This window comes from Oceanobacillus sp. FSL W7-1293 (genome assembly GCF_037969815.1).
Taxonomy (GTDB): domain Bacteria; phylum Bacillota; class Bacilli; order Bacillales; family Amphibacillaceae; genus Oceanobacillus; species Oceanobacillus oncorhynchi.
On the sequence record NZ_CP150212.1, the window covers coordinates 769,195 to 781,553 of the forward strand.

Sequence of the window (12,359 nt, forward strand, 5' to 3'; positions counted from 1 at the left end):
TCTTTTTCCTGAGAATGACTTCTCTCTATTTAGTCACTGCCTTTTTCTTAATCAGTCCGTCTACATAATCATACGTTCTTTTCGCAATTGGATAAGGTTTATCAAATGGGGCAGGGTACATATCCTGCTCAACAACTGCCCATCCATCAAAATCAATATCCTTCAAGATATCGATAAATGCTTCAAAATCAACTACCCCTTTTTCGGGCTCACACATAATATCCTCACTGACTGCTTTGGCAAAGGACCAGTTTTCCTTTTGCATTTTTTCTCTTATTTTCAAATCACAGCTTTTAATGTGCAGATATGGAATACGCTTATGATGCTTGCGCATAAATGCAACTGCATCCCCGTCTGTATAAGCATGATGTCCTGTATCTAAGCAAAGATTCACATCACTGTCCTGCAGCAATCTTTCAATTTGTTCTTCTGTTTCGATATGGCTTTGCGCATGCGGGTGGAAAACAACCTCTAAGTCATATTTTCTTTTTGCATGATCTTTAATTTTATCTACATTGTTGACGAACTGCTTCCATTCTTCATCATTTAATTCTGGTGAGCGGACGAGCTCTCCGGTAAATAAATCCGTATAGCAATCATCGATTAGCACAACATATTCTGCTGTTGGAAATTTCAATTGCAGCTCGCTCATCTTGTCCAGTTGCTGGATCAGTTCATCCGTACTCGTTTCAGATGTTAAATCGCCAACCAGCGTGGTTGCTACTAAGTCTAATTGACGCTTGTCCAATTCTGCTTTTAATTTGCTGTACTCATTTGGCAGATAGCCCCATGGGCCAAGCTCCAGACCGCTGTATCCAGCATCAGTCATTTCGTCTAAACAGCGCTCCCACGGTGTTTGTTTATCATTTTCCGGAAACCAAACTCCCCATGAATCTGGTGCGGAACCTAATTTAATATTCATACGTAACTCCTCCTGGCATATATTGTTATCGCAGTGTAACGGATCCGATTGGTTCAACTGTTATTCAGCGAGAGTGAATAGCACTCCCACTGAATGTAGTTTCATTTTATACTTGAACTGTATTTTTTACTTGAACCCAATTTCTCTGTTCTGCTGATTTTAAAATAGCGCTTACGGTTTGATCGATTTTCGCCCCAAATTCAAAATCACATGTGTACGGTGTGTTTTTCGTTACAGCAGATAATAATTCATGCGCTTCTAATATTTTCATGTCATTGTAATTGATGGAGATTCCAGCAGCTGGATGGAATGCGCTGTACCCTTTGTGCTCCGGATTTAATAAGACGGTGCGGAAGCCGCGGTCTGCCTCATTATCAGAAGTGAAGTAAACATTCACTTCATTCATTCTTTCCAGCGTATAGTGAACAGACCCTTTTGTACCCTGAATTTCATAAGCTAAATGATTTTTACGGCCGGAAGCAATTCTGCTGGAAGAAATCGTTCCAATTGCACCGTTTTCATAATTGGTTAAGAAAGAGATAACATCTTCATTTTCTACTTCTTGTAATTCCTCCGAACCGGCTTGAGCCGGGCGTTCTTTAATAACGGTTTGGGATATCGCATTGACACTTTCCATATCTCCTAAAATATATTGAGATATACTTAGTAAGTGAGAGCCAAGATCTCCTAAAGCACCGGAACCGGAGAATTTATTGATATGTCTCCAGGTGATTGGGAGCGATTCATCTAATAAACCATCCTGGTCATATGTTCCAGTGAATTTAACAATCTTGCCTAGTTTTCCTGCTTCTACAAGCTCTTTAACATAAGCGTTGGCAGGATTCATCACGTTATTATAGCCGACATAGTTAACAACGCCTTTTTCTTTGGCAAGCTCTGCTAGTTCAACCGATTGTTCTGCTGTCAGTGTTAATGGTTTTTCACAATAAGTATGTTTTCCATTCTCTAAAGCAGCTTTAGCAATGTCGTAGTGAAAAGCATTAGGTGTTGCAATATCAACTATATCAACATTTTCATCTGTGACAATATCCTGCCAGTCGGTTGTATATCTTGAGAACCCAAGCTGATTGCAGGCTGCCTGTGCTGCTTCCACGCTTACGTCCGATACAACTTCAAATACAGGCTTTCCATATTCAGAGCCGAAAGCCATTAAAGCGTTTACAAATGAGTTACTGTGAGCTTTACCCATCCATCCTGCGCCGACTAATCCAATTCTTACATCCATATTAAATACCTCCTAGGTAACTTTTTGTTAAGTTTTTATTAACTCTGTTTCTAACTAGAATACTATTATAGATTTTTAGACAAGTCATTAGTTAATATTGCTTTAAAATTTAAGAATCTTGCTCTTTGGTATTTTAGCAGTCTATTTGGTATAATTTTTATAAAATAGTTTTCCAAACAGCTGCGGGCTGTATTAAGTTGGCTGAACCTAAGGAGATATGCATATGCAAATTGAAGATAAAGGAACCGTAGAGCCATCGAAAATGTATTTTGCAATGACCAATGAATTTGCAAAAAAAGCACTTTATTATGTCATCAACTCTGGCAGGTTTTATTGCAATACAAATTATCAAATTAGAAGAGAAACACTGGACAGCTTCCTGTTCATTTATGTCAAAGAGGGGAAACTGGCAATCCAGTATGACGGCCGCTCTTTTGTTGTCCAGAGCAATTCCTTTGTGTTTTTAGATTGTCACCAACCGCATATGTACAGAGCCATTGAAAATAAAACGGTATTTGATTGGTTCCATTTTGCTGGAAATGCTAGCAAAGCATACTTTGAACTGCTCTATGCAAAAAATGGCTGTGTGTATAAGCTTTATGAGCAGCATATTTTGCTGAATTTGATGGAGAGAATTATAAAAATGACGGAAGAAGATAATGTGGAGGAGCATCTCGCCTCGATTTATATTCAACAGATTTTATATGAGCTGAATCAGTATTCTAATCCATCCGATCAGCAGATGGAACATAAAATAAAACAGGCGATTGCTTATATGGAGGACGCTTTTCAAAAGGATATCAAGCTGGAGGACATTGCGAGCCATGTATACTTAAGTCCATATTATTTTTCAAGAGTATTCAAAAAATCAATGGACAGCTCGCCGATTCAATATTTGATTAACTATCGGGTGAACCATGCAAAAAAGCTGCTGCATCATACCGATTTATCAATCGAAGAAATTGCAGCGGAATGTGGCTTTAATAGTGCTTCTCATTTTATAACGACATTTAAGAAAAATGTGGATATGTCTCCAAAGCAATTTAGAGCTATCTTTTTTTAGGGGGAATGTATTGCAGTAACGTATGACTACTGCAATACTAATATAAAAGTGTTATACTATTTAAAAATAATGTGGCATAATTTGAAAGGAGATTCTGAGGGTGGATACAAAATATCTTGATTTATTAGCGGAGAAATTTGATAGGGAAGAAAAGGTAGTTACCGAGCTTATCAATTTAGAATCGATTATGGATCTGCCGAAGGGAACCGAGCATTTTGTAAGTGATTTACACGGGGAGTACCAAGCCTTCCAGCATGTTTTACGGAATGGTTCCGGAAAGGTAAGAGAGAAGATAAATGATATTTTCAAAGATACCTTATCAGAGGAAGATATCAATGATTTTGCAGCGCTTGTCTACTATCCAGAAGATAAGCTGAAGCTCATTAGGCATCAATTCAATTCGAAGCAGGCATTGGAAGAATGGTATGCAGAAAAAATTCAGCATATGATTCACCTGATTGCCTATGCGTCCTCTAAATATACGCGTTCCAAGCTGCGTAAGGCGCTGCCGGAACAGTTTGTTTTTATTGTGGAAGAGCTATTATATAAGACAGATGAATATACAAATAAGAGACCTTATTATGAAAAAATTATTGAAAAAATCATCTCGCTTGGCCAGGCTGAAAAGCTGATTATCGGCTTATCGTATACAACCCAGCGTCTGGTTGTTGATCACCTGCATGTGGTTGGAGACATTTATGACCGTGGGCCGGAACCGGATAAAATTATGGATACACTGATTGACCATCATTCGGTAGATATACAATGGGGCAATCATGATGTTTTGTGGATTGGAGCGTATGCTGGTTCCAAAGTATGTCTGGCCAATATTATCCGGATTTGTGCCCGCTACGATAACCTCGATATCATAGAAGATGCTTATGGCATTAACCTGCGGCCGTTACTTACGTTAGCGGAAAGATATTATGATGACAATCCGGCATTTCGTCCGAAGAAAAATCCAGATCAGGACAACTCGGATCAGGAAAGACTGCAGATTACCAAGATTCATCAGGCGATTGCTATGATCCAATTTAAATTGGAAAGTCCGATTATTAAACGCCGGCCTTTTTTCAATATGGAAGAAAGACTTGTATTGGAGAAAACGGATTACGAGAAGCAGGAAATCACGATTTACGGAAAAACGTATCCGCTGGAAAATACATGTTTTGCTACTGTGGATCCTGCTGACCCTGCCAAGCTATTGCCGGAAGAGGAAGAAATCATCGACAAGCTGCTGCTCTCTGTACAACAATCAGAGAAGCTGAAAAGACATATGAATTTCTTAATGAAAAGGGGGAATCTATATCTCAAATATAATGGCAATCTGTTGATTCATGGCTGTATGCCTGTCGATGAAAATGGGGATATGGAACCGATGGTGATTGAAGGGAAAGCATATAAAGGAAGAGAGCTGCTGGATAAATTTGAAACCTATTTGCGTCATTCTTTTGCAGATAAAGAGACAACGGATGATTTGGCGACAGATATGGTTTGGTATTTATGGACAGGAGAATATTCTTCTCTCTTCGGAAAACGGGCGATGACAACGTTTGAACGTTATTTTATTTCCGATAAGGCATCTCATAAAGAGGAAAAAAATCCTTATTATTATTTGCGTGAAAATGTGGAGATGTGCCAGAAAGTACTGGAAGAATTTGATTTGGATCCGGAACAAGGACATATTATTAATGGACATACACCGGTAAAGGAAATTGATGGGGAGAACCCAATCAAAGCAGACGGGAAAATGATTGTCATCGACGGCGGATTTTCCAAAGCCTATCAATCTACCACGGGGATTGCCGGCTATACCTTATTGTATAATTCATTTGGAATGCAGCTCGTCGCCCACCAGCATTTTAATTCAAAAGAGGATGTTGTCTTAAATGGAGCGGATGTTTTATCTGTCCGCCGGGTCGTAGACAAAGAGCTGGAGCGGAAGAAGGTTCGAGAAACGAATATCGGAGCTAAGCTGCAGGAAGAAATTGAGATGCTGAATCAGCTGATGGATTATCGTTATATTAATTGAGGAATGAGAAAAACGGGTTATCTGAATGTCGTTATTCAGATAACCCGTTTTTTGTAAGGACTCAAGGTTGTCAGGGTGTTGACTTTCTTCCTGGCTAATTTCTTTAATGGAAATACTGGATAAAAAATTCATGGTGGTAAGAAAAAGAGACGCTGCCTCAATAGGTGGAGGAAGCGTCTCTTTAAATAACTCAATAAATTATTCTGTTGCCGTGTCTTTATTCGATTCAAAGGAAATTTTTTCATCCTTCCCTGCAATGGTCCCGAGAAAAGCAATAATCAAGGCCGCAGTCATTAAAATGATAAACGGCACCGTCCAGCCTCCCGTTTTGTCAGCAATGGTTCCAAGGAAAAGTGGTCCTGTAGAAGCGACAATATATCCAACAGATTGGGCCATTCCGGATAACTGCGCAGATTCCATAGCAGAATTAGTGCGCAGGACAAAGAACATCATGGCTAAGCTGAACGCCGTTCCGGCCCCAACACCTGTTAATACAAGAAAGACAATAATCAAATGGGATGAAGTGAAAAGCGTTCCTAACAAACCAAAGAAAAATAATAACCCGGCACTGCAACCGAGCAGCCGCTGATTCTGCATCCTACCGGCAATAATTGGTGCAATAAATGTTGTTGGGATCAGTCCGATTTGATATATAGCAATTAACCATCCGGCTTCGCTTTCGTCAAACCCTTTGGTAATAAAAATATCCGGGAGCCATGTAAATAAACTGTATGGTATCAGCGATTGCAGTCCCATGAAAAAGGTAACTGCCCAGGCAATCTTTGATTTGAAGATAGCTTTAGATGGCTGACTTTTGACGTCGACAAACACTTTTTTGCCAGATGAGCGTCTGGCAGGCATCCGCAGTAATAAGACGATAACAGCGGCTGCGGATAGGAGGCTCCAAATTTGCATCGCATGTCGCCAGTCGAATCCGGATATGGAAGCAATCGGTACGGAAATTCCAGAGGCAAGTGCTCCGAATGCATTCATCGAAACAGAATAAATTCCTGTCATCAGCCCCATTCGATAAGGAAAAGTAGACTTAATCAACCCAGGCATCAGGATATTCCCAACTGCGATTGCCATTCCAGTTAAAATTGTGCCAAAAAGCAACAGCTCCATTCCGCCATTTGCCCGAATAAATACACCGATGGACAGGAAAACCATCGCGATCAATAGTGTTATTTCCATTCCAAGTTTGCTCGATATTCTTGGGACAAAGGGAGAGAATAAGCCAAAAGCAAGCAATGGCAGCGTGTTTACCAGTCCAATCATCGCATTGGAAGCTTCCAGTTCTCCACGGAAAAGCGGAATAAGCGGTCCGACAGACGTGATTGGTGAACGTAATGTGGCAGCAATCAATAAAATTGCCAAGAGTAATAAAACTATATAGTATCTTTTTGCAAAAGCTTTTTTAGATAAATGCATAATAAATAGGCTTCCTTTACAATGTATTTAAAAACATACAGAGAATCATTCTATCAAAAGAGATTAGTAAATGTAAAGAGATGTTTTTCGTCAGTACAGTATATTTTATAGAACAGCAGATAAAGCGTTTCTGCATAAAAAGAAACATGGCTCAATGAACCATGCTTCTTTTTTGCTGCAAAAAAACTTAGAAAGAAATCAAATTTAATTATCTTATCTTGTTTTCTGAGTAAATTATCCTCCAAAAAATAAATCAAATACATTGCTCGCCGTAGAGCTTTCTGTATTGTAAAATTCGGAGTAACCGCAATCCTGACAATAGACAACAGTAAACCGATTATGCTGCACATCAAATACCTTGGATAAACCTGAACCTGTCATGGATACATCCTTTTTATCTGCATTTCGGCTTCCGCATTTCATACAGCCTTCACCTGTTCTCAAATTTACCACCTCTTTAATAAATATATACGTATAAAGCTATTCCTTGGTTTCAACTGCTTTAAATGTATTTTATTTCCGGAAAAATAAAAATATTTGCTATAATTAGAGTCTGGCTTAGAATGTTTCTAACTTTGTACGGTAAGTGAAAAGTAATGGATAAAGTGATTAAAGGAGGGGCAGGATGGTTTTGATTAGAAAAGCGGGTGTTACCGATGCAAGCGCAATTGGTAAAGTAAGTGTAGAGAGCTGGCAGACAACTTATCGGAGGATTATGGCAGATACGGTTTTACAACGATTATCAGTGGAAGATAGAGTAGAAAATTGGAAAAATACAATTCAAGCTGATGAAAGCACTACATTTGTAGCTGTAGATACGGATGAACAGATTGGCGGATTCTTGAATATGGCGGTAAAGGAATCAGCTGATTCAGCCCGTATCGGTGAAATTACAGCCGTTTACTTACTGGAAAGCTGGCAAGGGCAAGGTATAGGGAAAATGCTATTATTAACTGCCTTTACATGTTTTATAGAGCAGTCTATCTATACTGTCCGAGTTGAAGTTCTGGCGGAAAATGACAGCCGTTTGTTTTATGAACAGTTCGGTGCAGAAATGATTGAAAAGAAGAATATTCAAATGACTGGTGACGTGCTTGATTTGCTTGTATATGAATGGAAGGATATCAGCAGTATTGTGGAAATGAATTAGATGCTGTGTCTGGCTGTGAGATGCATGAAATGACTAAAAATAAAGGCGAAGGATGGAGTGGTGAAGCGATGGATAATATCATACGAGATTTGACGGAATGGATAAATAGGCAGGAAAAACATATCATTATCGGTATTACAGGACATGGAGGGGCCGGGAAGACGACATTTGCAGACCAATTGAAGCAGGCTTTCTGTCAGGATTCAAATTTGATATGTACGGATCCGTATATCGTCCATTCAGCGCTTAGAAGGGACACAAAAATTACGTATACTTTTCAAAGTGAAGTCCATACGGCAAAGATGACGGCCTGCCATCCTTTGGCTCATTATACAGAAGCGTTGGAACGTGATATACAAATGACGCTTGCCGGTATGAAATGGAGCACGATTGACAGAGATTATTTGCCGAGTAAACTAATCGACCCAGCTAAAAAACTTACCATTTTTGAAGGGATGAGCATTGCGTTTGTGAACACTGATTATTTAGATTTGCAAATTTATCTTTATACGGATGAACAAACTGAATTAGCTCGCCGCTCCACCCGGGATACCGTGGAACGGAATAGAAATCTGGAAAATATACAAAAATCACATCAGGAAAGAAGAAGACAATACAGCCATTTTATGCATTCATCTAAAGATAAGGCGGATATTATTCTTTTTACCGATGAAAAAGGTGTTCACATAGAGAAACAGCAATTATCAATTGAATAAACAGAACTTACTTCATTGGGGAGGGGCGTATCCATGGAAATAAAGGAATTAACAACAGAAAAAGAATGGCTGGAAGCTTATCACGTGATGTGTCAACTGCGCACACATCTGGACGAATCAAGTTATTTAGAATTAGTAAAAGAGGCGGTAAAGGTAGAACGATATCATTTAGCTGCTTTGTATGAAGGGGGAAGAATGGTCGCTGTGGCAGGTTTTAAGCCGATGACAACATTATATTATGGCAGGTTTGTATGGATCTGTGATTTGGTAACAGATGAAAACAGCCGTTCCAAAGGATATGGTGAACAGCTCTTAGATTTTATTCATCAATGGGCAAAAAAGCATCGATTTGAATCTGTTGCCTTGTCATCAGGTTTGCAGCGTCACAGTGCGCATCGATTCTATGAAGAAAAAATGGATTATTCAAAAGTGAGCTTTGTTTTTAAAAAAGAAATGTAATTTCAAATCGTTGTGCTTTGCGAGTTTATCCATTTATTAACAACGAAACAGTTGAGTTTGAAATAGAGAAGCGTATAATTATTATTATTGGAAAAAGCTATCTGTATGAGGTTATTTTATGTGAAATAAGGAAATCTAAGCGTGAGAAGAAATATCATCAGGAGATTAACAGGATAGCTGGTTTTACACTGCAGCAAGAATGCAACAGAAAGAAGGAAGGGTTCGATGAGCAAAGCACAATCAAAAACATCACGAAAAGCAATGATTTTTGCAAGAGGATTAATTATTATCATTGGCGGATTTATTACAGCATATGGACTAGAGGCAGTATTGATTCCGAATAGCGTTTCCGATGGCGGTGTTACAGGTCTTAGTATTGTTGGATCACAATGGACAGGGGCTCCGTTGGGGCTTTTGATCGCTATCTTAAATATTCCGTTTATTTATTTAGGTTATAAGCAAGTCGGTAAGAATTTTGCAATCCTCTCTATTCTTGGGATTGCTTCTCTGGCTATAAGTACAAGCCTGATGCATCATATCCCGACGATTATTGAAATTGAAGGAGATACCCTGCTGGTTACTGTAGTCGGCGGGATTATTATTGGATTTGGTATGGGGCTGGCACTTCGTAATGGCGGCGCATTAGATGGTATTGACATGCTGGCTGTATTATTATCACGCAGGCTTCCTTTTGGAACGAGTGATTTAATCTTGTTCCTTAATTTATTCGTATTTATCGTAGTGTCCACCGTATTTGGATTAAGAGGAGCGCTGATGTCCGGTATTGCTTATTACATTGCTTCAAAAGTCATTCATATCATTGAAGAAGGATTAAGCAGCACAAAAGCAGTTTATATTATTACCGAGCGTGCTGATGAAATGATGAAAGAAATTGGCGAACGGCTGGGGAGAGGCTGTACTTTACAACATGTGGAGGGCGGCTATTCGAAAAAGGAATTTAAACAGATAAAATGTGTGATAACCCGGCTGGAAGAAAGTAAAATGAAAGAAACGATTCAAGATGTTGATTCGACTTCATTTGTAACCGTCTATGATGTGACAGAAGTACGTGGCGGCAATTTTTAATAAACGATAAACGAAAAAAAGGCAGTCAATGAGCAAATTTCATTGACTGCCTTTTTTATATCATAGGGCAGAAAATATTCTTGTACGAAGGGTGCTATTATAGTTTAGGATTTTGCTCTAAATATATCAGTAACTGCATGAAACACTTCAATACCTTGGTAAGTGAATACGGACAATGCAGTCAGTGAAAAGAATCCAATAACAATTAATCTGAAAATCATCATAATTTTTGCCTCCTCTTTTGATTTTTAATTTAGATCAAAAGAGGCTTAAATCACGAAATTCGATTGATAGAAAACGGGCGTCAGCAGCTGTTTGGTACGTATGATTCGTACAACCGTTGTAAATAAGCACGGACTGCCTAATAAGAACAGTGTAATAATTAATATTGGATTAGCTATAAAGGATTTATCTGACTGATCATTTCCGCCAATGCCCAAATCCTGTGACGCGTGATTATCAATTAGCACATTCTGATCGGTGAGAACGTAGCTGTGATGTACACCTGAGAATAGTTGTGTCATTGGTAAAATGATAATCATTAAAGCAATCATCAAATATCTATTCAACATCTACGCCCCCTTCCGTATTTTAATATATATAGTAATCAGTTTAATTTCCTTAGGGAAAAACTTAATTATACCAGTATTGGTAAATGAATTCAATATATTATCAAATCGTTTTTAGATTTAATTTGTATTATATGCTTATTTTTCAGGTGTGTCTACACTTTTTGAACATTTTATGAATTTTTCTTTATAAAAAGAATATACCTTATTTTTACTAAAATTAAACATGAAATCGGAGATATGAAGTTATCGCTGCGTGGAACATATATTTCTCTAATATATGAAAAGCTTATCAGGATAATTCAAACCAGTTCAAAAAACGCTTAAATATTTTTAAAATTTCTTATTGACATGGAATTCAAATAGATATATAGTTATCTACAACAAATAAATAGCAATACATTTTCTTATCCAGAGAGGTGGAGGGACTGGCCCTTCGAAGCCTCGGCAACAGACTTATAAAAGAACTGTGCCAATTCCAGTAGCGTTAGCTAGCAGATAAGAAGAGACATTGATATCGTACTCAAAACCTCTTCTTTCTGAAAGAAGAGGTTTTTTTCGTGTCTACATCGACTTATCAGCGGCGAACCAAAAATAAAAGTTTACAGGAGGAATGGAACGATGGCGAAAAGAAGTTTGGAAGAGCGATTAAAGCAAGGAACAGTTATTGCAGGGGAAGGATATTTATTTGAACTGGAGCGCAGAGGTTATTTGCAGGCGGGATCTTTTGTACCCGAGGTAGCGTTGGATAATCCGGAAACGCTAAAGGCTGTTTATCGTGATTACATGAAAGCAGGTTCCGATGTGGTGCTTGCCTTTACATACAATGCACATCGTGAAAAAATGCGCATTATCGGTAAAGAGGACTTATTGGAGCCTCTAAATAGAAACGCTATTAAGTTAGCGAAGGAAGTAGCAAAGGAACATCCGACAGAGGAAGCTCTGGTTGCAGGAAATATATCGAACACCAATATTTTTAATCCGGAAGATCAGGAATCCAAGGATAAAGTCAGAGCCATGTTCAATGAAATGGTGTCATGGTGTAAGGATGAGGATGTTGACTATATTAACGGAGAAACTTTTTATTACCATGAAGAAGCATTGATTGCTTTAGAGGAAATTAAAAAATATGATTTACCGGCAGTTATTACCTTGGGATTAATGGGTGAAAACATTTTACGTGATGGTTACACAGTGGAAGAGTCATGTAAGATTTTAGAAGATAACGGCGCCTTGGTTGTTGGGATGAATTGTTTCCGCGGGCCGGACACGATGCAGCCATATTTAGAAAAGATTCGGGACAAAGTAGACGGGCACGTTGGAGCATTGCCGATTCCATACCGGACAACAGAAGAGAATCCGACCTTCTTTAACTTGCCGGATGGAGGATGCAGCTGTCATTTACCAACGGAAACAACCTTCCCGACTTCTCTGGACCCGCTATATCATAATCGTTATGAGCTGGCAGAATGGGCGAAACAAGCGCATAGCATCGGCGTGAATTATATCGGTTTATGCTGTGGAGCTTCACCGGCAATGCTGCGTGCGGTTGCGGAGGCTGTCGGCATCGAAACAATTAATTCAATTTATTCTCCAGATATGCATAAACACTTTTTATTTGGCGAAGACGAAACATTGCAGGATCATATTACAGATTACAAAACAAAAGCGTAAAACAATATATT

Annotated in this window: 12 protein-coding genes and 1 riboswitch; of the genes, 7 read left to right on the forward strand and 5 right to left on the reverse strand. The window is 38.7% G+C overall.

The genetic code is table 11. The annotated features are described in order from the left end of the window. Nucleotides 1-25: 25 nt before the first annotated feature. Nucleotides 26-922: a sugar phosphate isomerase/epimerase gene (locus MKY65_RS03815; RefSeq protein WP_339182530.1), complete on the reverse strand. Its 897-nt coding sequence runs from the start codon at nt 920-922 to the stop codon at nt 26-28. A gap of 106 nt (nt 923-1,028) precedes the next feature. Beyond that, nucleotides 1,029-2,168 (reverse strand): Gfo/Idh/MocA family oxidoreductase, encoded by a 1,140-nt coding sequence (locus MKY65_RS03820; protein WP_339182532.1) that lies wholly within the window; start codon nt 2,166-2,168, stop codon nt 1,029-1,031. A gap of 223 nt (nt 2,169-2,391) precedes the next feature. Here MKY65_RS03820 and MKY65_RS03825 point away from each other — a divergent pair, with 223 nt between their 5' ends. Together MKY65_RS03825 and MKY65_RS03830 are read left to right on the forward strand one after the other, a co-directional pair. Further along, nucleotides 2,392-3,231, forward strand: a complete 840-nt coding sequence (locus tag MKY65_RS03825; protein WP_339182533.1) for an AraC family transcriptional regulator — start codon at nt 2,392-2,394, stop codon at nt 3,229-3,231. A 100-nt stretch (nt 3,232-3,331) separates the two neighbouring features. Then, complete coding sequence (locus tag MKY65_RS03830; RefSeq protein ID WP_339182534.1) at nt 3,332-5,263, forward strand: fructose-1,6-bisphosphatase; 1,932 nt, start codon at nt 3,332-3,334, stop codon at nt 5,261-5,263. 198 nt (nt 5,264-5,461) lie between these two features. Here the strand turns inward: MKY65_RS03830 and MKY65_RS03835 are convergent, their stop codons facing one another. Together MKY65_RS03835 and MKY65_RS03840 are read right to left on the reverse strand one after the other, a co-directional pair. Continuing rightward, the gene (locus MKY65_RS03835; protein ID WP_339182535.1) at nt 5,462-6,694 is read right to left on the reverse strand and encodes an MFS transporter; all 1,233 of its coding nucleotides are present in this window, start codon (nt 6,692-6,694) and stop codon (nt 5,462-5,464) included. A gap of 234 nt (nt 6,695-6,928) precedes the next feature. Continuing rightward, a complete protein-coding gene (locus tag MKY65_RS03840; protein ID WP_084612911.1) occupies nt 6,929-7,138 on the reverse strand; it encodes a zinc ribbon domain-containing protein in 210 nt (69 codons plus the stop codon). 181 nt (nt 7,139-7,319) lie between these two features. Here MKY65_RS03840 and MKY65_RS03845 point away from each other — a divergent pair, with 181 nt between their 5' ends. The 4 genes from MKY65_RS03845 (at nt 7,320) to MKY65_RS03860 (ending at nt 10,105) form a co-directional block, all read left to right on the forward strand. Next, complete coding sequence (locus MKY65_RS03845; protein WP_339182538.1) at nt 7,320-7,844, forward strand: GNAT family N-acetyltransferase; 525 nt, start codon at nt 7,320-7,322, stop codon at nt 7,842-7,844. A gap of 68 nt (nt 7,845-7,912) precedes the next feature. Continuing rightward, a complete protein-coding gene (locus tag MKY65_RS03850; protein ID WP_339185107.1) occupies nt 7,913-8,560 on the forward strand; it encodes an AAA family ATPase in 648 nt (215 codons plus the stop codon). A 33-nt stretch (nt 8,561-8,593) separates the two neighbouring features. Further along, on the forward strand, nt 8,594-9,019 hold the full coding sequence (locus MKY65_RS03855; RefSeq protein WP_339182540.1) for a GNAT family N-acetyltransferase: 426 nt from the start codon (nt 8,594-8,596) through the stop codon (nt 9,017-9,019). Nucleotides 9,020-9,244: 225 nt separating this feature from the next. Beyond that, complete coding sequence (locus MKY65_RS03860) at nt 9,245-10,105, forward strand: YitT family protein (protein ID WP_339182542.1); 861 nt, start codon at nt 9,245-9,247, stop codon at nt 10,103-10,105. A 269-nt stretch (nt 10,106-10,374) separates the two neighbouring features. Here MKY65_RS03860 and MKY65_RS03865 read toward each other — a convergent pair whose 3' ends face one another. Continuing rightward, on the reverse strand, nt 10,375-10,677 hold the full coding sequence (locus MKY65_RS03865; RefSeq protein ID WP_339182544.1) for a hypothetical protein: 303 nt from the start codon (nt 10,675-10,677) through the stop codon (nt 10,375-10,377). Between the two features lie 401 nt (nt 10,678-11,078). Then, nucleotides 11,079-11,179: riboswitch (SAM riboswitch) on the forward strand. A 116-nt stretch (nt 11,180-11,295) separates the two neighbouring features. Here MKY65_RS03865 and MKY65_RS03870 point away from each other — a divergent pair. Next, on the forward strand, nt 11,296-12,348 hold the full coding sequence (locus MKY65_RS03870) for a homocysteine S-methyltransferase family protein (protein ID WP_339182546.1): 1,053 nt from the start codon (nt 11,296-11,298) through the stop codon (nt 12,346-12,348). Nucleotides 12,349-12,359 lie beyond the last annotated feature (11 nt).

What these genes read in the sequence shown, in the direction of transcription:
- MKY65_RS03835 (WP_339182535.1), bottom strand. Translation starts at nt 6,694, where the DNA reads ATGCATTTATCTAAAAAAGCTTTTGCAAAAAGATACTATATAGTTTTA.
- MKY65_RS03860 (WP_339182542.1), top strand. Translation starts at nt 9,245, where the DNA reads ATGAGCAAAGCACAATCAAAAACATCACGAAAAGCAATGATTTTTGCA.
- MKY65_RS03850 (WP_339185107.1), top strand. Translation starts at nt 7,913, where the DNA reads ATGGATAATATCATACGAGATTTGACGGAATGGATAAATAGGCAGGAA.
- MKY65_RS03825 (WP_339182533.1), top strand. Translation starts at nt 2,392, where the DNA reads ATGCAAATTGAAGATAAAGGAACCGTAGAGCCATCGAAAATGTATTTT.
- MKY65_RS03845 (WP_339182538.1), top strand. Translation starts at nt 7,320, where the DNA reads ATGGTTTTGATTAGAAAAGCGGGTGTTACCGATGCAAGCGCAATTGGT.
- MKY65_RS03870 (WP_339182546.1), top strand. Translation starts at nt 11,296, where the DNA reads ATGGCGAAAAGAAGTTTGGAAGAGCGATTAAAGCAAGGAACAGTTATT.
- MKY65_RS03855 (WP_339182540.1), top strand. Translation starts at nt 8,594, where the DNA reads ATGGAAATAAAGGAATTAACAACAGAAAAAGAATGGCTGGAAGCTTAT.
- MKY65_RS03815 (WP_339182530.1), bottom strand. Translation starts at nt 922, where the DNA reads ATGAATATTAAATTAGGTTCCGCACCAGATTCATGGGGAGTTTGGTTT.
- MKY65_RS03865 (WP_339182544.1), bottom strand. Translation starts at nt 10,677, where the DNA reads ATGTTGAATAGATATTTGATGATTGCTTTAATGATTATCATTTTACCA.
- MKY65_RS03820 (WP_339182532.1), bottom strand. Translation starts at nt 2,168, where the DNA reads ATGGATGTAAGAATTGGATTAGTCGGCGCAGGATGGATGGGTAAAGCT.